This window comes from Bacillus gaemokensis (assembly GCF_001590835.1).
Taxonomy (GTDB): Bacteria; Bacillota; Bacilli; order Bacillales; family Bacillaceae_G; genus Bacillus_A; species Bacillus_A gaemokensis.
In genome coordinates, this window is record NZ_LTAQ01000009.1 from 41,271 (window position 1) to 65,574 (window position 24,304).

Annotated in this window: 25 protein-coding genes and 2 pseudogenes; 19 read left to right on the plus strand and 8 right to left on the minus strand. The window is 35.4% G+C overall.

Translation table 11 applies throughout. The features are described from left to right. The first annotated feature begins 110 nt into the window (after positions 1–110). The 4 genes and pseudogenes from AZF08_RS10250 to AZF08_RS10270 all read left to right on the plus strand — a co-directional run. Entirely contained in the window at positions 111–1,238 is a 1,128-nt protein-coding gene (locus tag AZF08_RS10250; protein WP_033676025.1) for an alkene reductase, read from the plus strand. Between the two features lie 92 nt (positions 1,239–1,330). Continuing rightward, positions 1,331–2,914, plus strand: a complete 1,584-nt coding sequence (locus AZF08_RS10255; RefSeq protein WP_033676026.1) for an FMN-binding glutamate synthase family protein — start codon at positions 1,331–1,333, stop codon at positions 2,912–2,914. A gap of 408 nt (positions 2,915–3,322) precedes the next feature. After that, a pseudogene (locus AZF08_RS10265) lies at positions 3,323–3,814 on the plus strand (RNA-guided endonuclease InsQ/TnpB family protein); the annotation flags it as partial. A 2-nt stretch (positions 3,815–3,816) separates the two neighbouring features. Beyond that, positions 3,817–4,023 (plus strand): annotated as a pseudogene (locus tag AZF08_RS10270) (sodium:proline symporter); the annotation flags it as partial. A gap of 44 nt (positions 4,024–4,067) precedes the next feature. Here the strand turns inward: AZF08_RS10270 and AZF08_RS10275 are convergent. After that, complete coding sequence (locus AZF08_RS10275) at positions 4,068–5,609, minus strand: BA3702 family sensor histidine kinase (RefSeq protein ID WP_033676032.1); 1,542 nt, start codon at positions 5,607–5,609, stop codon at positions 4,068–4,070. A 277-nt stretch (positions 5,610–5,886) separates the two neighbouring features. Between AZF08_RS10275 and AZF08_RS10280 the strand changes: the two genes are divergently transcribed. After that, positions 5,887–6,255, plus strand: a complete 369-nt coding sequence (locus AZF08_RS10280) for a VOC family protein (protein WP_033676033.1) — start codon at positions 5,887–5,889, stop codon at positions 6,253–6,255. Positions 6,256–6,282: 27 nt separating this feature from the next. On the opposite strand, the gene AZF08_RS10285 is transcribed toward AZF08_RS10280, so the two are convergent. Then, entirely contained in the window at positions 6,283–7,092 is an 810-nt protein-coding gene (locus tag AZF08_RS10285) for a YitT family protein (RefSeq protein ID WP_033676035.1), read from the minus strand. A 149-nt stretch (positions 7,093–7,241) separates the two neighbouring features. Between AZF08_RS10285 and AZF08_RS10290 the strand changes: the two genes are divergently transcribed. The 4 genes from AZF08_RS10290 (at position 7,242) to AZF08_RS10305 (ending at position 10,924) form a co-directional block, all read left to right on the plus strand. Further along, positions 7,242–8,045, plus strand: coding sequence for a protein phosphatase 2C domain-containing protein (locus AZF08_RS10290; protein WP_033676037.1), 804 nt, complete (start codon positions 7,242–7,244; stop codon positions 8,043–8,045). Positions 8,046–8,058: 13 nt separating this feature from the next. Then, positions 8,059–8,511: a peptidoglycan recognition protein family protein gene (locus AZF08_RS10295; protein WP_033676039.1), complete on the plus strand. Its 453-nt coding sequence runs from the start codon at positions 8,059–8,061 to the stop codon at positions 8,509–8,511. A 21-nt stretch (positions 8,512–8,532) separates the two neighbouring features. Continuing rightward, complete coding sequence (locus AZF08_RS10300) at positions 8,533–8,781, plus strand: DUF2164 domain-containing protein (RefSeq protein WP_033676040.1); 249 nt, start codon at positions 8,533–8,535, stop codon at positions 8,779–8,781. Positions 8,782–8,953: 172 nt separating this feature from the next. Continuing rightward, entirely contained in the window at positions 8,954–10,924 is a 1,971-nt protein-coding gene (locus AZF08_RS10305; protein ID WP_033676041.1) for a bifunctional metallophosphatase/5'-nucleotidase, read from the plus strand. Between the two features lie 230 nt (positions 10,925–11,154). Here the strand turns inward: AZF08_RS10305 and AZF08_RS10310 are convergent, their stop codons facing one another. Continuing rightward, positions 11,155–11,916 carry a GNAT family N-acetyltransferase gene (locus tag AZF08_RS10310; protein ID WP_407639473.1) on the minus strand — a complete coding sequence of 254 codons (762 nt, stop codon included), beginning with the start codon at positions 11,914–11,916 and terminating at the stop codon, positions 11,155–11,157. Positions 11,917–12,142: 226 nt separating this feature from the next. Here AZF08_RS10310 and AZF08_RS10315 point away from each other — a divergent pair, with 226 nt between their 5' ends. The 5 genes from AZF08_RS10315 (at position 12,143) to AZF08_RS10335 (ending at position 17,801) form a co-directional block, all read left to right on the plus strand. Continuing rightward, a complete protein-coding gene (locus AZF08_RS10315) occupies positions 12,143–12,346 on the plus strand; it encodes a hypothetical protein (protein ID WP_033676043.1) in 204 nt (67 codons plus the stop codon). 433 nt (positions 12,347–12,779) lie between these two features. Next, the gene (locus AZF08_RS10320) at positions 12,780–14,399 is read left to right on the plus strand and encodes a long-chain fatty acid--CoA ligase (RefSeq protein WP_033676044.1); all 1,620 of its coding nucleotides are present in this window, start codon (positions 12,780–12,782) and stop codon (positions 14,397–14,399) included. Positions 14,400–14,610: 211 nt separating this feature from the next. After that, positions 14,611–15,186 (plus strand): biotin transporter BioY, encoded by a 576-nt coding sequence (locus tag AZF08_RS10325; RefSeq protein ID WP_033676045.1) that lies wholly within the window; start codon positions 14,611–14,613, stop codon positions 15,184–15,186. Positions 15,187–15,247: 61 nt separating this feature from the next. After that, positions 15,248–16,711, plus strand: coding sequence for an acyl-CoA synthetase (locus tag AZF08_RS10330; RefSeq protein WP_033676046.1), 1,464 nt, complete (start codon positions 15,248–15,250; stop codon positions 16,709–16,711). Next, on the plus strand, positions 16,704–17,801 hold the full coding sequence (locus AZF08_RS10335; protein ID WP_033676048.1) for an acetyl-CoA C-acyltransferase: 1,098 nt from the start codon (positions 16,704–16,706) through the stop codon (positions 17,799–17,801). Before AZF08_RS10330 ends, AZF08_RS10335 begins: the two co-directional genes overlap by 8 nt. An 8-nt stretch (positions 17,802–17,809) precedes the next feature. Here the strand turns inward: AZF08_RS10335 and AZF08_RS10340 are convergent, their stop codons facing one another. Continuing rightward, positions 17,810–18,385 carry a DUF6434 domain-containing protein gene (locus AZF08_RS10340; RefSeq protein ID WP_033676083.1) on the minus strand — a complete coding sequence of 192 codons (576 nt, stop codon included), beginning with the start codon at positions 18,383–18,385 and terminating at the stop codon, positions 17,810–17,812. A gap of 132 nt (positions 18,386–18,517) precedes the next feature. On the opposite strand from AZF08_RS10340, the gene AZF08_RS10345 reads away from it, so the two are divergent. Beyond that, on the plus strand, positions 18,518–18,961 hold the full coding sequence (locus AZF08_RS10345) for an NUDIX hydrolase (RefSeq protein WP_033676050.1): 444 nt from the start codon (positions 18,518–18,520) through the stop codon (positions 18,959–18,961). 54 nt (positions 18,962–19,015) lie between these two features. On the opposite strand, the gene AZF08_RS10350 is transcribed toward AZF08_RS10345, so the two are convergent. Further along, positions 19,016–20,248 carry an alanyl-tRNA editing protein gene (locus AZF08_RS10350; RefSeq protein WP_338059093.1) on the minus strand — a complete coding sequence of 411 codons (1,233 nt, stop codon included), beginning with the start codon at positions 20,246–20,248 and terminating at the stop codon, positions 19,016–19,018. 94 nt (positions 20,249–20,342) lie between these two features. Between AZF08_RS10350 and AZF08_RS10355 the strand changes: the two genes are divergently transcribed. Both AZF08_RS10355 and AZF08_RS10360 read left to right on the plus strand, forming a co-directional pair. After that, on the plus strand, positions 20,343–20,735 hold the full coding sequence (locus AZF08_RS10355; protein WP_033676053.1) for a hypothetical protein: 393 nt from the start codon (positions 20,343–20,345) through the stop codon (positions 20,733–20,735). An 84-nt stretch (positions 20,736–20,819) separates the two neighbouring features. Then, a complete protein-coding gene (locus tag AZF08_RS10360) occupies positions 20,820–22,058 on the plus strand; it encodes an MDR family MFS transporter (protein WP_033676054.1) in 1,239 nt (412 codons plus the stop codon). Positions 22,059–22,170: 112 nt separating this feature from the next. Here the strand turns inward: AZF08_RS10360 and AZF08_RS10365 are convergent, their stop codons facing one another. Together AZF08_RS10365 and AZF08_RS10370 are read right to left on the minus strand one after the other, a co-directional pair. Further along, on the minus strand, positions 22,171–22,551 hold the full coding sequence (locus tag AZF08_RS10365) for an Hsp20/alpha crystallin family protein (RefSeq protein ID WP_033676056.1): 381 nt from the start codon (positions 22,549–22,551) through the stop codon (positions 22,171–22,173). Between the two features lie 145 nt (positions 22,552–22,696). Further along, positions 22,697–22,840, minus strand: coding sequence for a small acid-soluble spore protein P (locus AZF08_RS10370; RefSeq protein ID WP_000414451.1), 144 nt, complete (start codon positions 22,838–22,840; stop codon positions 22,697–22,699). A 120-nt stretch (positions 22,841–22,960) separates the two neighbouring features. Here AZF08_RS10370 and AZF08_RS10375 point away from each other — a divergent pair, with 120 nt between their 5' ends. Together AZF08_RS10375 and AZF08_RS10380 are read left to right on the plus strand one after the other, a co-directional pair. Further along, complete coding sequence (locus AZF08_RS10375; RefSeq protein WP_033676059.1) at positions 22,961–23,224, plus strand: hypothetical protein; 264 nt, start codon at positions 22,961–22,963, stop codon at positions 23,222–23,224. A 46-nt stretch (positions 23,225–23,270) separates the two neighbouring features. Continuing rightward, positions 23,271–23,996, plus strand: a complete 726-nt coding sequence (locus AZF08_RS10380; protein ID WP_033676086.1) for a polysaccharide deacetylase family protein — start codon at positions 23,271–23,273, stop codon at positions 23,994–23,996. A gap of 34 nt (positions 23,997–24,030) precedes the next feature. Here the strand turns inward: AZF08_RS10380 and sspO are convergent, their stop codons facing one another. After that, entirely contained in the window at positions 24,031–24,180 is a 150-nt protein-coding gene (gene sspO, locus AZF08_RS10385) for a small acid-soluble spore protein O (protein ID WP_003199101.1), read from the minus strand. Positions 24,181–24,304 lie beyond the last annotated feature (124 nt).

Genomic DNA, 24,304 nt, shown 5'->3' on the forward strand with positions numbered 1-24,304 from the left:
TATAAATTGACGTATTAGTTTGTAAGGGATTATGATTCATATATGAAATATATTTAAAGTTATAGTGAAAAATATAGAGTTTAATTATAAAAGGTATAGGGGGAATTAAGATGACAAATTTAAAGAGCAAAGCAGCAAGTATATATGAAGGCACGAATATAAACAGTTGGGGATCCTTTCAAAATGTGGAAGAAACAAAGTTATTTAATCCGATTCAAATTGGTGCTTGGTCTCTTTGTAACCGTGTGGCAATGGCACCGATGACGCGTTGTTTTGCCAATGATGAAACAGGAGTAGTTGGAGCTGATGTAGTTGAATATTACCGAAAACGTGCAGCTGATGGCGTAGGTCTAATCATTACAGAAGGGATTGTAATTAGCCCAAGAGCAAAAGGAAATCCAGGTGTTCCGGGCATTTATACAGGGGAACAAATTGATTCTTGGAAACCGGTAACAGATGCAGTACATAAAGAAGGTGGAACGATTATTGCTCAAATATGGCATGTAGGACGTATGAGTCATCATGAACTAACGGGTGGACTCTTGCCGCAAGCACCGTCAGCGATTGCAGCACAAGGAAATGTACCGCGTTTTCGTAAGCCTTTTGATACGCCAGAAGCAATGACAATAGAAGATATTCAAGAGGTTATCAAGCAATATGCACAAGCTGCTAGGAATGCGATAGAAGCTGGATTTGATGGGGTGGAAATTCACGGAGCACATGGATACTTAATTGATCAATTTGCTTATGAATTTGCTAATGATCGAAAGGATCATTATGGGGGAGACCTAAAACAAAGGTTAACGTTTATGAAAGAAGTATTACAAGCTGTAATAAGTGCGATTGGTGCAGATAAAACACTCATTCGTTTTTCTGCATTCAAAGGTGATAATCCGAGCTATATGTGGGAAAATCCTGAAGAGGCAATTAAGACCTTCGTAGAGATGTTCCATGAAGTTGGTTTAACGATGATTCACCCTTCGACCATGAATTATACACAAGTGATAGCTGACGGGAAAAACTTGCATCAATTGGTTCGCAAATATTGGAATGGTGTAGTTGTTGGAGTAGGGGGGTTAAATCCGAAAGAAGCAGAACAGGCACTTCAAGAAGGAACAATTGATGTAGCGGCATTTGGTAGACCATTGATTTCTAATCCAGATTTTGTTCATCGAATTAAACACGGGGAAAGTTTAGAGGAATACGATGCAAAACAGCATCTTGCCACATTAATATGAATAAGGATAAAAGGAGAGCACATAAGTGTTCTCCTTTTATTATTTTGTTAGGCAAAGAATATAAGAGAATGACATGATAGGGGGAAGCGAAAATGAATGAAACGCTACTCGTTATTATTAGTATACTACTATTGTTAATAATGCTTTTCATTTTCTTTTTTATGGTTACATTTTTCATTAAGAAACGAACACATCACTCCATATTAAAACTTCATCCTTATTTAGGTAGAATGCGTTTTTTACTTGAGAAAATAGGTCCTGAATTTCGGCAGTATTGGTTTGATAACGATACAGATGGAAAACCTTTTTCACGCTATGATTTTCAGAGTGTAATGTTCTTAGCAAAGTATCGATCTGAAGTACTCGGCTTTGGTTCGAAACGCGATTTTGATGCATCTGGATATTATATTGTAAACACTCTTTTTCCAATTCTTACAGAAGAACTGAACGTAAATCTTTCTGAGGAACGGGCAGCAAAGAAATATCTCATTCATAAAGAAGGGGTGTTTTCTAGAAGAGAAAAATTGACTGCAGATCAAACGAATCTTTGGTTGTATGAGGAAGATGATGTAATTGTAGTAGGAGAAGAACGGAAATATCCATGGAAAGTATACGGCATGTTTGGGGCTTCTGCTACTTCTTATGGTGCGATTGGAGAAAATTATATTTTATCAACAGGGTATGGAGCAAAAATGGCAGAGGGTTCATGGATTAATACAGGAGAGGGTGGTGTTATTCCAGAGCATTTGCAAACAGGTGTAAATATCATTGCCCAAATTGGTCCTGGTTTATTTGGCTATCGTGATGAAGAAGGTAATTTTTCAATGGAGGCGTTTATTGAAAAGGCTAAAGAGAAGCATATTAAAGCGTTTGAGCTGAAATTTGGGCAAGGTGCAAAAATACGTGGTGGTCATTTAGAAGGACAAAAAGTGAATCAGAAAATAGCTGCTGTTCGAAAAGTAAAAAAAGGGGAAACAATCAATTCGCCAAATCGTTTCGCTTTTTTACATCATGCGAAAGATGCATTACGTTTTATTCATGATTTACAAGAAACGGGCGGGAAACCAGTTGGAATGAAAATAGTTATTGGACAACAAGGACCGCTAGAAGATTTACTACAAACGATGAAAGAATTAAATATTTACCCGGATTTTATTACAATCGATGGTTCAGAAGGTGGTTCTGGTGCAACTTATAAGTCTATGGCAGATAGCATGGGGATACCTCTTATACCAGCATTAATTACGTTTGTTGATACAGCTTGTCATTTTGGTGTTCGAGATAAATTAAAGGTCTTTGCATCAGGAAAATTAGTAACACCCGATAAAGTAGCTATAGCTTTAGCACTTGGTGCTGATGCAGTAAATTCTGCACGTGGATTTATGATGGCAAGTGGCTGTATTATGGCACTTCAATGTAACTCAGGACAATGTCCATCTGGCGTCGCAACAACGAATTCGCATTATCAAAAAGCATTGGACCCAGATGAAAAAAAGTGGCGTGTGATGAATTACATTATTAGCATGAGATATAGTTTATTCGCTTTATCAGCAGCGGCAGGAGTGAATAGTCCTCGGCATCTAACAAGGGATCATATTGTATTTAAAGATGAAACAGGAAGGATTATTCCATTATCAAAATTATTTCCAACAGTGACCGCGAGAGAAGGGGAATAATGAGTCATGAATGGTGGGAAAAGTCCCTTGCATTTTGTTGTGAGGGATACGTTGAAAAATAGGTATTTTCTGAATATTTTTACTTTAAGTTTTTGGGAAAGCTGGGTAATCCACTGGGATAAAGGCGTTTATCAAGTTGTTTTCGTTGGAGGAAAAGGGCTCGTTCACTTGAATGAACAAAAAAATAGAGAAAGTTATTTTTCGGAATTTTAACGTTATTTCAATAGAAGTCCCCTTCTTCAATCACATGCAGAGTTAGGGAGGGGATGAATGTTGGTCGTGCATGACACAAAATTTCTATTTTCTTTTTATGTACAACCATGTATGATAGTATTAGGTATAAAAACGAACGTATATTCTTTTTGTGTTTTAGGGTCTGAAATACGATAACGAATAAAGAGGAAGGTGATGACAATGTTGCTGAGTCAAAAATATGAAATATTTCCAACAAAAGAACAAAAAGAAACATTAGACCGTTGGCCACAATATTGTCGTCAAACCTATAATTCAGCTCTTTTAGATAAACAGAGAAAATATAAAGAAAATAAACAATTGTATACACGTTTTGATATGCAAAAACAACAAACAATAGATAAGAAACTTTATCCGTTTCTAAAAGAAATGCCATCACAGCCCTTACAAGAAGTATTTTTACGACTGAAAAAGGCATATGATGGCTTTTTTTGTGGGGATGCTAACTATCCAAAACTAAAAAAATACAGAGAATATAATAGTCTCACTTTCACTCAATTTGGATGCAAAGCAAATGGAAAGCATCGTTTAGCGGTGTCTTTTTCTAAAAATGGAAAGTTATATAACAAGAAGTTAGGAGAAATCGATATCCTTCTTCATCGTTCGATAGAAGGAACCATCAAGCAGTTGATTATCAAACGTCAATCTATATGGCAGGTATGCTTGTTGGTGCAACAGTAGTCATTACATGGGTACAGATTCCAAATTTAAAAGAAATAATGTACGAAATGGTACCAGGATTTTCGTTAAGTTTACTAGCTGTGATAATAGTCAGCTTGCTAACGAAAGAACCTACAAAATCTATACATCGTGAGTTTAATGAGATGGAAACGGTGCTTGAACAAGCAACAGAATAAGATATGAATAGATTACCATAAAAAAGAGTAAATGGTGTTTCCATTTACTCTTTTTCTATTTCGTCGTTATTTTGAGGTGGGGAAATAGGTAATCGAATATCTACAGTTGTTCCTTTATTTATTTCACTTGAGATTTGAAGCTTACCGTAATGTTCTTCGATTATTTTGTAGCACATCATTAAACCAAGACCAGTTCCTTTTTCTTTCAAACTATAAAAAGGTTCTCCTAAACGAGAAATACGATCTTCTGGAATGCCGCATCCTTCATCTATAATGCGGATTAATATGAAGTTTTCATCTAATTGTTTTGCTTGAATGAAAATATTTCCTCCGCGGGGCATGGCTTCAATCGCATTTTTTAGCACGTTAATAAAGACCTGCTTTAATTGGTTACCATCACATTGAATTTCTGGCATAGGAGAAAAATGATCCATAATAATATGTGTACTATGCATAATAGCGGTAGGTAAAATAAAGGTTACAACTTCTTCGATTAATGATTGAATTTGGCAAGAATGAATAGACAGCACTTGTGGTTTAGACATTGCCATAAATTGACTTGTTATCGACTCCATTTGTGAAATTTCACTTAACATAACATCTATATACCATTTGTTTTGTTCGGTAATATCGGGTTTTAATAATGTTAAAAATCCTTTTAAGGCTGTTAAAGGATTTCGTATTTCATGAGCGATCCCTGCTGTTAGTTGCCCGACTACTGCTAGTTTTTCCGATTTTCGTAATAACTTTTCTGTTTTCTTTAGTTCAGTCACATCCCTGCCCATAACAATAAGTCCTTTTCGTGAACCATCGGGGTGGAAGAGTGGGACTTTTGAAATATCTAAAATAATGTTGGCTGTGCTCTTATGAATAATAAATTCTTCGCCATGAATGATTTGTTTTTGTTGCCATGCAAGTTCATCAATTTCTTCACAATGCAAAAATGCTTCGCGATACGCTTCGTTATATTGAACCAGTTCACTATCTTTTTTTCCGTGATAAGGAACATCATGAAAATCAAAGCAAGAAAGTGCATAATCGTTTGCTTCTAGCCAGCGTCCTTCATGATCTTTAAAAATGACAAAGGCAGGCATTGAGTCCATTAGTGTGCGTAACCGTTTTTCGCTTTCTTTTAACATTTTTTCGATTCTTTCAGATTTCTCGAGCGGTTTTAAAATTGCATATACACCTGTGAGATGATTTTGAATGAAAATAGGGACTAATTTTGTAACTACATCTATTTGATATCCCTTTTTATGGTGGATAGAAAGTATGTATTCTTCTTGGTTATCAGCTGTAGTATTTTGGATATATTGCAGTACTTGATCAGAAATATGTGCTTCTATAATGGAAGTAATTGTTTTTCTTTCTAATTCCTGTGAAGTATAGCCCAATATTTTTTCCGCAGAGGGATTAATATGTAATATGATTCCTTGTAAGTTCAATGAAATAATACTATCAGGATTATGTTCAAAAAGAGATGCGTACATTTCTGTTAAAGAACAATTTTGGACATGATTTCGCAAACGGCGAGGTGTAGCCGAATGGCGACTTTTTTGAATAGATGAGAACTTTTTCCGACTCATAACTTTTCCTCCGTACAACTAGCATCTAAAACAGATTCAATAACTTATTATAAATATAATATATGAAAAACGTTATATATTTCTATAAAAAACAAAGTTACAGAATAGAATGTGTTTTCATTCTTTTTAATAGATCTTTATTAAAGCACCTTCTTCATTATAAAACAAACAATATGCATATGGCTGTTAAGTAAATCTTATAGCGTTTTATAAAACATATATAAGTTATTTTTTTAGCAGTATACTATAAAATAAAAATATAAAGGGGGAGAGGGATATGGTAGGTTACATTCAAGGAATTGACCATGTACAAGTAGCTGCGCCTGTAGGGTGTGAAGAAGGGGCAAGAGAATTTTACGGAAATAAAATTGGTCTGGAAGAGATCCCGAAACCAGAAGAATTAAGAAAACGTGGCGGTTGTTGGTTCCGTTGTGGAAATCAAGAAATCCATATAGGTGTTGAACAAAATTTTTCTCCAGCAAAAAAAGCGCATCCTGCTTTTTACGTTCAGAGAATTGATGAATTTAAGCAGAAGTTAATAAAACAAGGAGTTCAAGTAATAAATGATCATGCACGTCCAGATGTTATTAGATTTTATGTTTCGGATCCGTTTGGGAATCGATTAGAGTTCATGGAGAATAAATAAAAACTAGGTGGAGTTCCACCTAGTTTTTTAAGCTTTTCTAAATAACCCTAGTACTTCAACGGTCTCCGTAATATTAACGAATGCTTGCGGATCGATTTCAGAAATAGTTAGTTTCATATTTGCAAGCTCTTCACGTGAAACAACCGTCATAAGTACACGCTTTTTTTCACTTGAATAAGCACCTTCACCATCAAGAAGTGTAATTCCACGTACAACAGTTGAAAGAAGTTTCTTTTTCATTTCTTCTGCTTGATTTGTTACAATCATAAGTGTAACTTTACGATGTTTTGTATGAACGGCATCAATTACTTTACCTGTTACATAGATTGAAAGTAAACTTGTTAATGCGACATCCCAGTCGAAGAAAAATCCAGCAATGACAACAACGACTGTATTTAAAATAATAAGAAAACCACCAAGTTTAATATCTCTTTTACGAGATAATAGCATACCGATAATATCAAATCCACCAGTTGAGCCATGGCAATTAAAGACAAGGCCGATTCCAGCACCTGCAATTACGCCTCCAAATACGGAAGAAAGAAGTGGATCTTTTGCGACGATTTGTACCGGAATCCAGTATAGTGCAACAGATAATACTACAACAGAGACAACTGTATTAAAAATTACTTTTTTTCCAAGACCTATGTACCCTAAAATAAGAATAGGTAAGTTTAATGCAAAGTTAATAATTCCTGTGTTTACAGGGGTTACAATTCCTAAGATAATAGCAATTCCGCCAATTCCACTACTTAAAATCTTGTGGGGGATAAGGAAAAGATTAAAGGCAACTGCAATAATGATAGAACCAATAATAACTCCAAGAAATCTGACCATCTTGTTCCCGTCCTTCACTAAAAAATCATATTATTTCAAGATTATATATGAAATTGAAAGTCTTAGGGAAAAACAGTTTATTTCGGAAAATTAGATTAATCAAAAGATTTCGTCTGTTCATTTTGTCTTAGTTAAAAGGAGGGAAAGAGATGGAAATGAAAACATATCAACAGAAAAGTCCTGTGAAACAGGAGTGTGAGGATACATTTTTTTGTAATAAAGAATTAATGGTTTACGGTGTGTGCGATGGTGCAACGCCGCTTAGCTCATTTCAAGATGAAGAGGGGCACAACGGAGCGTATCTTGCCTCAAATTTATTTGCAAATTATTTTACAACCATAAAAGAGATCGTTAGTTTGCAAACTGAAATTGCAACTGCGAATCAAGTGTTACAAGAAAAAATGATAGAGTATAAGATTGATACGACAAAAAAAGATCATTTATGGTGCACCTGTATTGCTGTAGTTCTTATAAAGGATGAAAGTATTCAATACGCACAACTCGGTGACTGTATGATTGTCGCTACATTTCATGATGGGACAATGAAAGTGCTAACAAAGGATACAGTAAAAGGAATTAGTACACGAGCGAAAAGAAAACGTGAAGAGGATAGAAAACAGGGGCTTCCTGTTCCAGAAGAACATATATTTCATGACATTTGGCAGCAGCTCAAATATAATCGCTATCTTGCGAATATGCCAAATGGATATTCAGTAGCGAATGGGATGCCAGAAGCGATTACATGGATTCAACAAGGAAGATTATCACTTGCTGAAGTGAAAGAAATATTTATTTGTTCGGATGGATTATTTCACCCAGACTGGTCACTTGAGCAAACAGTACAATATATAAGAAGAAACGGTATAAAGGAATACGTGTCTATAATAGAAGAATTAGAAGAACAAAAGCGGATTCGACCAGATGATAAAACGATAATTATAATTGATTTATGAAGGAGAATCCTAAATGGAAATCAAAAAAGCAAAGTTAACGTTTCAAGATGAATTACAGCCTTTAGAAAGTGTAAAAAAACTTATCATTCATCACACTGCTGAAGATGGATGGGATGTGTATAAAACACATGAGTTCCATCAACAGGTACGGGGATGGAGTGGTATCGGATATAATTATTTTATTGAAGAAGATGGGACGGTATTTGAAGGTAGAGGGTTACACATTGGGGCCCATGCAAAAGGATACAACAGTGAAACGATAGGGATTTGTATGACAGGGAATTTTGATAAGTATGATCCAACCTTTGCACAAATAAATTCTTTGCATTCGTTATGTAGGGAATTTATGAAGCAGTTCTCTATATGTGAAGACAATATACTTGGTCATCGGGAATTAGAAGGTGTTACAAAAACTTGCCCAGGGACACGTTTTTCTATGGTAGAGTTAAGGGAAATATTATCTTAAAAATAGAGGAGCAGATGATTCATGATGAATGTAAAAATACCAAATGAAAAGAAAGAGGAGCTTGTAGAACAAATTCAGCAGTTTTTTGAAGAAGAAGACTTAGAAGCAATCGGACGTTTTCAAGCAGAACGTTTAATAGAAGAAATGGTAAAATTACTTGGACCGTATGCATATAACCAAGCGATTGATGATGCAAGAAAGTTAATTGCAGATAAATTGTCGAACATAGAAGAAGATTTATATGTGCTAGAAAAACAAGTAGAAAAATAAAAAGAGACTAGAAAATGATATGATCCCCATTATTATAACTAATTGTGTATAGAGCTTATAAAATATATGCAAGATTCTCTTTTATAGTTGATATTTTCCAAATAATAAGTTACATTTTTACAGTTCAAGCAACTTTACGATATTACATAAAAAGGGGAGAAACATTTTTATTATGTCAAAAATGAAGTGGAAAAACTATGTATGTTTTCTTGTTATTCTTATGCTGCTTGGAACAGCAGTAACAGCAAAACCAGGTTCTGCTAAGGCTGAGGAATCGGACATTAATATTACTTTATTAGGTACTGCAGATGTTCATGGGCGATTTATGCCTTGGGACTATGCACTTGATGGTGCAAATATGAATGGGAGTTTAACGCAGCTTTATACGGTTATTAAGAAGGTGCGTCAAGAAAATCCCAATACTATTTTGTTAGATGCTGGGGATACAATTCAAGGAAACTCGGTAGAATTGTTTAATGATCAGCCGCAGTCTCCAATGATGGTAGCAATGAATACAATGGGGTATGATGCTTGGGCGTTTGGAAATCATGAATTTAACTTTGGGCTAGATATATTGAAAAAAGTTAGTGGTCAATATGAAGGGAAAACGTTAGCGGGTAATATTTACAAAGAAAATGGAGATCGTTTTCTTCCAGCTTATACGATTGTTGAAAAGGGTGGAATTAAAGTTGGGATTATCGGAATGAATACACCGATGATTCATGATTTTGAAAAAGGGACAGATCATTTGGCTGGTTTAGTAGTGAAGAATCCAGTTGAAGAGACAAAAAAGGCAATTAAAGAATTAGAAGGAAAAGTAGATGTTATGGTAGGTCTTATGCATATGGGACTCGAAAATGAGAATGGGATACCTGGCACTGGAGTGGAAGATATTGCGACTGCTTGCCCAGAGTTAAGTGCAATTTTTGCGGCTCATATGCATAAACTTGTCAAAAAAGAAATTGTAAATGGTGTTATTATTACGGAACCAGATAAATATGGAACACATATCTCACGCGTTGATTTTACTTTTACAAAACAAGGTGGAAAGGTAGTAGTAAAGGATAAAACAGCTACCGCTATACCTATTAAAAATGCTGATGGAACAACGGTATTATCTGATCCTGCACTTGAAGCAACACTAACACCTTTCCATGAATATGCGAGAGGGGATGCAAATGTTGTAGTCGCTCAATTAAAGCGTAGGAATCTTGTACCAGAAAATGAAATAAAGAATATTCCGAGTGTGCAAATTCAAGAGACACCTTTATCAGATTTCTTTCATGAAGTCATGCTCCATTACAGTAAAGCGGATGTAGTCGCTCATCAAATTGATAATGATCATGCCCGTTTAGATGTAGGTCCTATTAAAAAGAAAGATATTGCATATAATTACCAATATGCTTTAGGAGAAATTACAGTATATAAGGTAACTGGTAAAGATTTAAAAGATTACATGGAGTGGGCAGCAGGATATTTCAACTCATCCCGTGAAGGAGATGTAACTGTTAGCTTTGATAAAACACGCCGTGCTTCTAAATATAGTACGAACGACTTCTTTGGAGGCGTGAAATATGAAATTGATTTAACAAAACCATATGGAAGTAGAATTACCAATTTACGATCTATTCGTACGAATAAACCAATCAAAATGAACGATGTTATGACGTTGGGAATGAATGCATATAGAATGGAGGCTCTTCAAGCAAAAGGAGGAGCTTTAGAGGGACGTAAGTTTGAACAAATTTGGTCATCTAAACAAGAGAGTGCGTTCGGAGAAACAGGTGGAACTATTCGTAATCTAGCTATTACATATTTAAAAGATGTAAAGAGCGGTGTATACACGCCGAAAGTCATGCATAACTGGAAAATTATTGGAGTAGATACACATTCTTCAGAGCATAAGGCTGTAGTGGATCTTGTAAATAAAGGGATTTTAGAAATTCCAAAAACAGAAGATGGAAAATATACAAATATAGCATCTATAAATAGTAAGGATCCAATTTCAAGAGAAGAAATTGTAGCACTTTCTCAAAAAGCTAATGTTAATCCAGATCAGTTTAAACATGTAAAAACAAAAGGTGAATTTTATAAAAAACTCAATAAGATTATTAAAAAAGCATCGAAAAAATCTAATGATTAAATGGTAATAGAAGGGGAAATTAAAGAAGTAAGCACGGAAAATGAGAGTGTATTTCTATTATCCCACTCAGTAGTGAAAAAGTGCTTTTTTTACAAGTGGAAAAAAGAGTCGTTCTAAGGCTCTTTTTTTATTTATCCTACTATTTGCGGGCGGTAATACTCCCACCTTCAAATTGGTAAGGGGAATAATCAGTGAGGATAAAGAGAACTCTCACTGATTCAAGTTTTAATTTACTTCTTATCGTTTTCATGAGTCCAAATAGATTTTGTATAAGCAATATTCATACCGCAGCGCACCATATTGTTTTGACTCACACTTCCAAAACGAGCTTGCCCAACGAGTAATGTACAATGTGATTCAAATGCTGTGTGTATACGTTTTTGGATTAATAAAGTATGGCAACCTCTTCGCTGAAAATCTGGTAAAGTAGCAGAGGCAGTGAGGGAAGCTATGCCTTGATTCATATAAAGTACACCTATGCCCGCAGGAATATTTGCAATCGTCGCTATGTAAAAGTGCCATCCCGGTTTGTCGAAAAGGACTTGGTTATTTTGACATACGCCCTCTCTTGTAAACTCGGGCATACCAAATCCACGTATATAGATGTCAGCAAAAATATCAAACTCATCTTCTTCGAGTTTTCGAATTGAAAATTCTTGAGAATGAAGAGTTGGATAAGATTTTGGTAAGCCATATAATGCAGTATGAAAATCAGATTGATAAAATCCTTTTTCATGTAGATAGTGGAATAATTCAGGACTTGCATGAGCTGGGGGAATCTCAAATCGGCAAGGAATTCCTAATGTTTTATAATAAGAAATGATTTCATCTATTTCCATTGTACTAGTAAATGTAATTCCTTTGACGGTATTAAAAGCAGGTCCAGAGATGATTTTTGATGAAAAAGCCATTGCGGCTCCAAAGTGCCTAATCTCTATTTGCATGGGATTCCCTTTCATTGTTTGTACAGCTAGTAATCTAGCGGATAACATGTCGATTTCTGCTTGCTCGATTTGTTTCGCTGAATGAAGTGTAATAGTAGGATTCAATGTGTTACCTCCAGTATAATGCTTTAGTTTATATATATTTACAATGTATGAATACGACTCTAATACCATTTTTCCTTTTGGAATTTAGGGGAAGTAGGAAGTTTTTTATGGAAGGAAAATGGAAGATTACTGTCGAAGGGAGTAGAAACAGAATAAAGGTGGTGCTCTCATGCGAAAAAAAGAGGTACATACATGCTCTTATTGTGGCTCTAACAATATTGGAGAAGGTGAGTTTGTTGGATATGCACAATTAAGAAAAAAAGAGACGATGTTTACATCTTCTCCAGTGGATGCCTATATTTGTACAGATTGTGGAAGTGTACTTCTGTTAAAAGTGCGAAACTATCAAAAATTTAAGGAAAAGCCATTATGAGAAATGGAAAAGAGAAGTATCCAATATTACATACAAATCGTCTTATGTTAAGAAGAATTGATGTAAGAGATATTTCATTACATATGGTATACATAATGAAATAAATAGAGGAGGGTAACCATATAAGGTGACTCTCCTCTATTTATTTCTTATACTGTTCTAAATTTATACAAAATAATAGAAACGAGGAAGTATATGAAGAAAAGAGAGGAAGAGTTTCAAAGTATTATGGAAATAAAACAAATGAAAGTAGTATAGTCATAGAAAAAGATACGAGATCGAGAGACAGGGAATAGGAGGGTTACTATAAATCAATTAGAAAATTATTTCTGCGGAAATAATTCAGAAAATACAGAAATATTACACTTTTAATTATAGAAGTTTGGTATAATATATAAAAATGAAAACGCTTTAACAGGAGGTTGGGACAAAGATGATGATGGATGTGCCATTAACAATTAGTTCTATGATAGAAAGGGCAGAAAAGTTGTTTCCAAAGAAAGAAATTGTTTCGCGTACACATGATACGATTACAATTCTAACGTATAAGCAATTGGGAGAACGGACACGAAGACTCTCTAGTGCGTTAAAGAAATTAGGAATAAAAGAAGGGGAGCGTGTTGGAACTTTGGCATGGAATCATCATCGCCACGTGGAAGCGTATTTCGCGATTCCAAGCATTGGATCTGTACTGCATACAATTAATATTCGCTTATCCCCCGGGCATATTTCCTATATCATTAGACACGCAGAAGACCGTATTTTACTCGTTGATGAAGATCTTGTGCCTCTTGTTGAAAAAATTCAAGATGAATTATCGAATGTACAAGCTTATATTATTATGACTGACAAAGAAGAGCTTCCAGAAACATCACTTCAACCCATTTTTCATTATGAACAAATTCTTGCAGAAGGAGATTCTGATTTCCCATTCTTAAAAGATATTGATGAAAATACACCAGCAGGTATGTGTTATACGTCAGCAACGACAGGAAATCCAAAAGGTGTTGTATATACACATCGCAGTACGGTACTTCATTGTATGGCTCTAGGACTCGCAGATACATCAGCATTATCTGAAAGTGATGCTGCAATGGCAATTGTTCCAATGTTCCATGTAAATGCTTGGGGATTACCTTTTGCAGCAACATGGTTTGGCTCAAAACAAGTTTTACCGGGTCCGATGTTTACACCGAAAATTTTACTGGAAATGATTCAGAATGAAAAAGTGACGTTAGCTGCTGGGGTACCAACGATTTGGCTTGGTGTTTTGCAGGAATTAGAAAATAATAATTATGATTTATCAAGTATGAAGCGAATTTTATGTGGGGGTGCAGCAGCACCTAAAAGCGTGATAGCAGCGTTTGAACAGAAATATAACGTTCCTTTTGTACATGCATATGGTATGACGGAAACAAGTCCACTTGTGACACTTGCAAGGTTAAAAAGCTATGAAACAGATTTATCTTATGAAGAACAACTTGAGATTCGATCAAAGCAAGGATATCTTGTACCAGGCGTTGAGATGAAAGTAGTTGGCGCAGGTGGAGAGGTAAAATGGGGTGGAGCTGAGATGGGGGAACTATGCTTACGAGCACCATGGATTGCAGCGAGCTATTATAACGATGAACGTACTGTAGAAGGGTTCCGTGATGGATGGTTATACACAGGAGATGTCGTTACAGTTGACGAAGAAGGCTGTATTAAAATTGTTGATCGCACAAAAGATGTCATTAAAAGTGGTGGTGAATGGATTTCATCCGTTGATTTAGAGAATGCCTTAATGGCACATGAAGCAATATTTGAAGCAGCAGTTGTTGCAGTTCCGCACCCGCAGTGGCAAGAACGTCCAGTTGCATGTGTTGTGCAAAAACAAAATAGTTCTGTAACGAAAGAAGAGTTATATGAGTTTTTGCGACCACAGTTTGCGAAGTGGTGGTTGCCTGATGATATTGTATTTATGGAGGAGATTCCAAAAACATCGGTTGGGAAATTTTTGAAGCAAGAGTTACGAAAAGAACTAGAGCATTTGCATAGAGGCAGTGAAAAGTAATATAAAAAGGCGGTTCATACCGGTATGAATCGCCTTTTTATATTGAATCATGTTAATTTATAGTGTTTTCAATTGTTAGCTTGAAATAATACTCATTTATGTTAACTAAAAAATAATTAATGTTGACAGTAAGGGTGAGGGAAGTTAAAATGTTTTTGAGAAATGTTATCTTGAAATTATATATAGTTTACAAATAGGAGAAGTAAAAAACATGAATACAAAGAATTTAGTTTTTGTTGCTTTATTTAGTGCGATTATGGGGGTATTAGGATTGGTACCACCGATTGCGCTTTCTGTTACGCCTGTTCCAATTACTTTACAAACTCTTGGCGTAATGCTTGCAGGTGGATTGCTTGGATCTCGGCTTGGTGCGTTAAGTCAAATGGTTTTCTTACTTGTTGTAGGAGTAGGGGCACCATTATTAGCCGGTGGCCGTGGTGGACCAGGTGTATTTGTTAGTCCGAGTGCAGGGTATTTAATTGGCTATATTGTTGGAGCGTTTGTGATAGGTTATCTTGTAGAACGTTTACGTCAAGTATCTGTTATAAAAGTATTTTTGATTAATATAATTGGCGGTATTCTAGTTGTTTATATATTTGGTGTGACTGTCCAATCATTTATAATGGACATCTCTATATGGCATGCTATGAAAGTAAGTGTCGTATTTTTACCAGGAGATTTCATTAAAGCTGTGATAGCAGCAATTCTTGTACCTAGATTACATCGTTCATTGAAACACATAATTAAGCCTGCTTTAAAGAACAATAAAATCTCAAATGCGGGATGAAATGTAGGAAACACGTATTAACGTGTTTCTTTTTGTTATCTGAAAGGAAAGGATGAAAGTAGTGGGAATCACGTCGTCTTATAGGAAGCATGCTTGTTTCCATCCTAATAAAATAGCGATAAAAGAAAATAGTAGGTTACTAACATATAAAGAATGGAACGAATCGGTTTGCCAAGTTGCTAATTGGCTTAACGAAGAAAAAACAACGAATAAAACGATTGCGATTTTATTAGAGAATCGCATGGAATTTTTACAGCTTTTTGCAGGTGCTGCAATGGCAGGATGGGTTTGCGTACCGCTTGATTTAAAGTGGAAACAAGATGAGCTTAAGGAGAGGATAAATCTTGCTAATCCATCCATTGTAATTGCTGAACAATATAAGATGAGTGAAATATCTCTAATATCTGGAAAGATATTTCCTATTCATGAATGGAATCAAATAATAGGTGACCAGTTAAATACATATCATTCTTCAGAAAACGTGAAAAGTCATCCATTTTATATGGGATTTACATCGGGATCAACTGGGAAAGCAAAGGCATTTCTTCGTGCGCAGGAGTCTTGGGTACATAGTTTTGATTGCAATGTTTATGATTTTCATATGAAGAATGATGATTCTATCTTGTTGGCGGGCACATTTGTTCATTCTCTTTTTCTATATGGTGCAATGAGTGCTTTATATTTAGGACAAACGCTGTATCTTGTAGAAAAATTCATCCCAAATCATATTTTATCTATATTGGAACAAGAAAATATTTCAGTGATGTATGTAGTTCCGACAATGCTAGAGGCATTATATAAAGAAGAAAGAATGATTGAACAAGAAATAAAGATTATTTCCTCAGGTGCAAAATGGGAAGCTGAAGCAAAAAAGAAAATAAAAAATGTGTTCCCATATGCCAAAAGATATGAATTTTATGGTGCTTCTGAATTAAGTTTTGTTACAGCACTAACAGATGTAGAAAGTAAAAGAAAAGCAGCTTCGGTTGGAAAGCCATGTCATAATGTACAAGTTCGGATATGTAATGAAAAGGGTAAAGAATTACAGCAAGGTGAAATTGGAATTGTTTATGTAAAAAGTGATCAGTTTTTTATGGGATATTTACTGAACGGAGACTTATCTTGTCAAGTTACAGAAGACGGTTGGATGACTGTACATGATATAGGTTTTGTGGATGAGGAAGGATTTATTTATATAGTAGGAAGAGAAAAAAATATGATTTTATTTGGAGGCATTAACATTTTCCCAGAAGAGATAGAGAGTGTATTATGCAATCATCCAAAGGTCGAGGAAATCGTAATTATTGGTATGAAGGATAGATATTGGGGTGAAAAGCCTGTTGCAATGGTAAAAGGAAGGGTGACGAAGCAAGAACTAAAAAGTTTTTGTTTACAGCGACTATCATCCTTTAAAATCCCGAAAGAGTGGTATTTTGTTGAGGGGATTCCGCATACGAGTAGCGGGAAAATTGCCCGTGAAGTAGCAAAAAGTATAATCGAAAACCAGGAGAAAGCTTATGAATAGAGCGGTTATTGTAGAGGCAAAGCGAACGCCGATTGGTAAGAAGAGCAGTATATTTAAAGAGTATGAGGTTCAGCAGTTGGTAGCGCCTTTACTGAAGCGCTTGAGTGAAGGAATCGAGCATGAAATAGACGATGTAATATTAGGAAATATTGTTGGACCAGGCGGCAATGTTGCGCGGCTATCGGTACTTGAAGCTGGGCTACCTTATAGAGTACCAGGTGTCACAATTGATCGTCAGTGTGGCGCAGGATTAGAAGCGATTCGAATGGCTTGCCACCTTATTCAAGGAGGGGCAGGGGCTTGCTACATTGCTGGTGGTGTCGAAAGTACAAGTACATCTCCTTTTCAGAAGAGGGCTCGCTTTTCACCAGATTTTATCGGAGATCCAGATATGGGGATGGCTGCTGAATATGTAGCGGAGTACTACAGAATTACAAGGGATATGCAAGATGAGTATGCTTGTTTAAGTTATAAAAGAACATTAGAAGCACTAGAAAAAGGGAGGTTACAAGAAGAAATTATTCCGATTTCTTCAAATATAACAGAGGATGAAACAATCAAGTTTGGAATGAATTATGAACGAATAATAAAAAAAACAAGACCGGCTTTTTTACAAGAAGGAACAGTAACAGCAGGTAATTCCTGTGGTGTAAATGATGGAGCCTGCGCTGTGCTTGTAATGGAGGAAGAAAGAGCTCATGAACTTGGTTATACGCCAATTCTTCGCTTTATTCATAGTGCTATTGTTGGCGTAGATCCGCATTTACCAGGGAGTGGTCCTATATTTGCTGTGCAAAAGTTATTACAGCAGCAGAACTTATCAATAGAAGATGTTGATTATATTGAAATGAATGAAGCCTTTGCTGCTAAGATTGTGGCCTGTGCCCAAGAATTGCAAATCCCGTATGAAAAGCTAAATGTGAACGGTGGAGCGATTGCTCTTGGTCATCCATATGGTGCATCCGGGGCTATGCTTGTAACTCGGTTATTCTATCAAGTACAAAGAGGAAAGGCGAAATATGTAATAGCAACATTAGGCATCGGTGGAGGAATTGGACTTGCTTTATTATTTGAAAAAGTAGAGAACTAGAAAGAAATCTAGTTCTCTACTTTTTTTGGTTCATAGGCATTGCTACCAGGTTTTGCTTTTATTTCTTTCCAGGCAGCGATAGCGTCGGATTTTGATTTCCCTTGATTATTGGAGTCTTGAAAAAAGGCACGTGTAAAGCGATTGTATTCAAATTGTGTACCGATGTCTGTTTTATACGAAGGATCCTTTTTTCTTTCTTGTTCTTCATACCAAAACTTCACAGCATCCTCATATGTTCTTCCGATATTTTCTTTAAAAAAATTTTGAAGTGCTACTGTAAAGCGAAATTTTAATCCAATTATGTCTTTGAAAAAAGCACGAACATCTTCACTACAGCGGTGATTTTCAGTAATAATTGTTTGTAGAGAAAATGGTTCATGAGACGGAAGTGTAATTTTCTTTTTGGATGTTTTTTGTTTTTCAGGTACTTTACCTGTAGTCAAAAAAGCTATAATACATTCAGTAATTTCTATTTTAGAGGTTGGTAAACCATATTCACGGCAAAATTCCTGTAACTCTGTTTTTAGCCAGTAATAATTTTTAAAGTCTTTAATTTGTATGTTTCGTGTTAAAGGTGGACGCATAGAAATCACTTATTTCTTCCATAATTTTCTTTTATTACAAAACGTATGTTCTTTTTGTGAAAGGATTTTAGCTAATAATCTAGAATGATATAACTTAGAAGTCATATGTATGGAATGAAAAGGAGAGACGACATGAATCATTTACTACAAGTTCGAGCAACTGGAATTTTAATTGAAGAAGGAAAACTGTTAATCGTGAAACAAAAAGTTTCTGATCGAAATTGGTCTTTGCCAGGAGGGAGGGTAGAAAATGGAGAAACATTAGAAGAGGCGATCATTCGAGAAATGAAAGAGGAAACGGGATTAGAAACTAGAATTAAGAAATTGCTATATATTTGTGATAAAACGGATGCTGTACCATCGCTATTACATATTACGTTTTTACTTGAAAAAGTGTCGGGAGAAATAAAATTACCATCTAATGAATTTGACCATAACCCAATTCATGATGTGAAAATGGTACCAATAAAGGAATTAGGTGCGTATCATTTTTCTGAGACATTTATTCAGCTTATTGAAAAAGGATTTCCTAATGCGGGCACTTATCAAGGGCTGAAACAAAATATTGGCTTGTAAAATAAAACATAAAGGATAGCGTGATGCTATCCTTTATGGAATAAACTAAATTTTTTATAGTGAATGAATAAGCTGAGCTAGAAACTCTTCACCTGTAATAATCGCCTTGCCACCACCACGAGCACTTTTTTGATTGCCGCCGCCTTTTCCTTCAATAACAGGGAGGACATTTTTCAAAATCGTATTCATGTTTGCTGTTACAGCATTACCACATGTAAGAACACATTGTAGTTTTTCTTCATTTTCAGTAACAAAGCATGTAATTGCGTTTTCACTTTGTTCAGTAATAATAGTGGATAGTTTTGCAATTTCCTGCATGGAACGATTGGTAAAGACTTTAGAAATGAGTGTGCCAGTATGTATTTCCTTGGATTGTTGCAACAATTCATTTGCTTCCACAAATAATAGTTTTTCATTTATAGTTTGTAATACTTTTTCGTTTTCTTTCTGAGATATAAGAAGTTGTTTTACTTTAGTTGAAATATCACTTTCCTTACTATTTAATTGTTTGGAAACGTCGTTCATAATTTGTTGATGCTGTCCCATTACCTTGAGGGCGCGCCATCCTGCAACGAACGTTAAACGGATGCCACCTTTATTTCGATCCCATCCTATTATATGGAGGGGACCCACTTCTCCTGTATATTTTGGATGTGTTCCACCACAACCGTTATAATCGTAGTTGTCAATGATTACAACGCGAATATTTTCTGTAATTGTGGGTTCTTTTCTTAAAGGTAACTGCTTTGCTTCCTCTAAGTTCATCCATTGGATATGGATAGGGTGGTTTTCAAAGACAATCTGGTTTGCGATCTGTAGTGCCCGAGTAGCTGTTTCTATGGAAATATCAGGTGTATCTAAATCAATTGTTACCGTTTCTTTTCCAAGATGAAAACCGATTGTTGGTATGTTAAAATGATCCCAAAATGCAGCAGAGAGAATGTGCTGAGCTGTATGCTGCTGCATATGATCAAAACGGCGCTGCCAATCAATTTGACCTGTTATTTCTTTTGTATGTAATTCTTTTGATAGGAAGTGACGAATTTCTCCATTAACTTCTTCAACGTTGATGACGTGAGCATCATTTAGTGTTCCAGTGTCATGTGGTTGCCCGCCGCCAGTTGGATAAAAAGCTGTTTCTGTTAAAGTAACATATAGTTTTCCTTCGTTATCATGGTCTTGTTTTATAACTTGAGCTGTAAAGATTTGCTGATAGACATCGGTGTAATATAATTTTTTGTTCACTTGTATACTCCTTTCGAACTTACTAGTTTCATTGTAAAGCAATCTAAATAAGTTTCCTAATATTTCAGAAGAAAAAATCTCTTTTTTGGAATTTTCTTGCTATAATAAGAAAAAGGAATATACGGGGGTGGATGAAATGCTATATGAAAACGGCGTAGATAAACTGATTCGTCTCAATACAAATATTTCTGAACTATATCGAGAATTACATGAAATGACCCGGACTTTAACAGAATGTAACCGAGAAAGTGTGACATTCGATCGGTTATATGTGAAAGAAGTATTATGGAAAAAAGAAGATGTAGCGGCTATGTATGATCAACTGCTCGTGCAACTTTGTATTAACGAATGTTTTGACTTGAAAAGTGTTATTACTGGTGAATATAAGTATACGTATGAGGAAGTAGAAAACGCTGTTATGGAATTTAATGAAAAATATAGCGTGAATATCCTAATTAAAGAGGTTTGTAAAGAGTTACAGTTTACATATGGTATTGATATGGAGATAACTAGAACGGCTCGGGTATAAACATATTTACTATAGAAAAAGGGAAAGGAAAGCGGCTGTATTGCTTTCTTTTTCTATGCATGAAATAGGAGAGTAGGTTTTGAGATGAGAGGCAAGTTACAACACATTCATCCACTAGGGATGAGTATTATTTTAGGGACATTATTTGCTCGATTTGCAACATCAATGAGCATTCCTTTTTTAGCAATCTATTTGACAACTGTAAAAGGTATATCAGCTGGGATGACAGGGGCTATTATTGGGACGAGCGCATTGGTTGGAGTGTTTGCTAGTTTTATTGGTGGGAATTTATCAGATCGATTTGGTCGTAAAACAATTATGATATGGTCAATTATTGTTTGGATTTTTGTATTTATCGGGTTTTCGGTTGCAGACCATGTTATAACTTTCTTTTTATTAAACGCATTAAATGGTCTATGTCGTTCTTTTTTTGAACCGACATCGAGAGCGTTATTATCTGATTTAACAAAGCCGGAGTATCGTTTACTCGCATATAATTTACGCTATGGTGCGATAAATGTGGGTGTTGCGATTGGACCACTTGTTGGATTGCAACTTGGGAGTGCAAGGTCAACAATGCCGTTTTTAGTAGCTGCTGGAGTGTACGGTTTATATACGGTGGTATTAGCGCTGCAATTTAAAAAGTATCAATCGAACGAAAAAACAATTGATACAGTAGAGCCTGTGACGATGGTGAATGCGATTCGTATTTTGAGAAAAGATATTGTTTTTTTGGTTGCGCTAGTTGGAATTATCTTAAGCAATAGTGGGTTTTCGCACTTTACAACAACAGCCTCTCAATATTTTGCGAACTCGCATATATTTCAAGATGGCGTGACATTGTTCTCATATATGCTGACATTAAATGCAATTATAGTAGTGATTATACAATATCCCATGATTAAGGTTTGCAAGAAGTATACACCACTTGCATCAATTATTACTGGCACACTATTTGTTAGTGGTGGGTTATTAGGGTTTGGAATAGCTGAATCACTCGGAAGTATTGTTCTTTATACGATTATTTTTACAGTAGGAGAAGTATTGATGTTTTCGATGACAGATGTGTTTATTGATGACATAGCAGTTCCACATTTAAAAGGAACGTATTTTGGGGCAATGGGATTTTCGGGAATTGGTGGAGTAATTGGGCCATGGTTTGGTGGTGTACTTTTAGATCATTATGGCTATCAAAATGGTTTTGTTGTATTTTTCATATTGGCTATTTTTTCAATAGCTGCGTTTCCGATTCTTTTAGTAACAAGAAGTTTATTGAATAGAAGGCATATCGAAGCTTCTAAGATAGAGGTAAGTGCGAAGTAATGGTGAAAGAGAATTCTTATAATGTTCCCATCTCGCTTTATATAATATAAAAATAAACCGGATACAAAAAGTTGGAAAACTTTTGTATCCGGTTTTGTATTTATATCAACCTTTAATTTGAAAAGAGAACATTTTTTTCATACTTATTTGCAGATTCGGTTTTTGAAATATGGATGGCAAGGAAGCCGTTTTCTAAGCAGGCTAACATTTTTTTGTAAATGATGCTAGTAGGTAAAGAGATGGTTCGATGTAAGGAAGAATTTTTTTGGAATATGCAAATGTTTAGGCCTGTCTCCATCTTTTTTATAAGAACATTTTGTTCGGTAACATTTGGAACATCGGTTTCTAAAATGTATTCCTGTTCTGTTTCACAAAGATCGATGTGAATGTGACTAGGAAAACTGAAGTTGTTGTATGAATCAGAACAAAACTGATCCATCCATTCTTCAAAACCATCAACATGAAAAAGGCAATCCTTTTTTTTCTTGCCCATGTAAGACACCCTCCGTAAAATCTCAATTCATACTATGATATGCATGAAAAAAATAGAGGTGAGAGTAAAGGGAGAAAATAAGTTGAGAGATTTGCTATAAATATTTTATGAAAGAAGGACAATGCGCGTGCATTGTCCCTTTTTTTTACATATCGTGATGCGCATGATTTTTTTGTCTAGAATGATTGCGGTTTTTTACTTTATGTGACCCGCTTAAAGGCTCAGGTTGCCCAGAAGGCTGTCCTTTTTTCGTGTTTTGGCGAATGGATTTACTATTGTTTTTTTCCATGGTGTGCTGCACCTCCCTTTCATATTTAGAATGAGAGAACTTTGTAAATTTATACGAGAATGTTTTTATGAAAAAAGGTAAAGATAAGTGAGATTAACTATAAAAGAAAGGGGAAAGCGTATGCCATATCATAAGGATAAACAGCAAGCTTTTCAAGCCGCACAACAAGGAGTTGTACAAGCGGAAAATTTATACAACAATATTGTGAAAAATGACCCGAATTACGGTCATGATTTAAAGCTTTTGCGAGAGGAAGTTCAAGAGGCATATGAACAAATCCAAAATGCGCTTGAGGTAGCATCTGATACACAACGTCCACAACTTGAGCAGTATGAAAATAATTTACAGAACATTATGCGAGATGTCGACCAGTTAGGAGATTAAATAGATTGTTGTGAAATTCAACAATCTATTTAATCTCGGAGCAAATATGGTAAGAAGAAAAGTCTCTGCAATAATGATTTGTTTAATATGTGTAGTACATATATTTCAAGTGGACAAAGTAGAAGCAAAAATGTTGTTGAGAAAAGAATTAGAACCTACAGGGCATGTAACGTGGGAAGTGCCGAACAATGAAAAGATTATTGCAATTACTTTTGATGATGGTCCAGATCCTACTTATACACCGCAAGTATTAAAGTTATTGCGCCAATATAAAGCTGAGGCAACCTTTTTTATGATTGGTTTTCGGATTCAGCGAAATCCGTATTTAATTGAGCAGGTGATAAAGGAAGGTCATGAAATTGGAAATCATACGATGGATCATTTATATGCAAACAATGCATCTGATGAAAAATTAAAAAATGATATTTTAGAGGGAAAAAAATATTTGCAAAAATGGGTAAAAGAGCCGTTACTTTTCCGTCCACCAGGTGGTTATATCAATGACATGGTATTTACAACAGCAAAAGAAGCTGGCTATCAAATTGTATTATGGTCTTGGCATCAAGATCCGAAAGACTGGGCAAATCCAGGTACGGAATCTATTGTGAAACATGTTGTAACAAATGCAAAAAACGGAGATATTGTATTATTGCATGATGGGGGAAGTGATCGTAGTCAAACCGTAGCTGCATTAGAAAAAATTCTGCCGGCTCTTCAAAAAGAAGGCTATCGATTTGTGAAAGTTTCTGAATTGTTACGTTATAAGCATTAAAAATCCCAAAAGGTGTACCTTTTGGGATTTTTCATTACTGATTCTTTTTTCGTTTTTTATTATTTTGACGCTGAGCAGGTGTTAGTGGCTCATTTGCAAATTCCTCATTATAACCAGTTCCTTGTCCTTGTGCTGATGCAGCGTTCATTCCTGAAATCACATGATTCGCTTTTCGTTTACCCATTTCATTTCACCTCTATAATATTTTCTTTACAAAACAAATAATGAGTTGTTCATTACATGTATGAACAGAAAAGAAAAGCCGCAAAAAGAAAGCTTTTCTTTATGGTAATAGTATTCATAAGGAG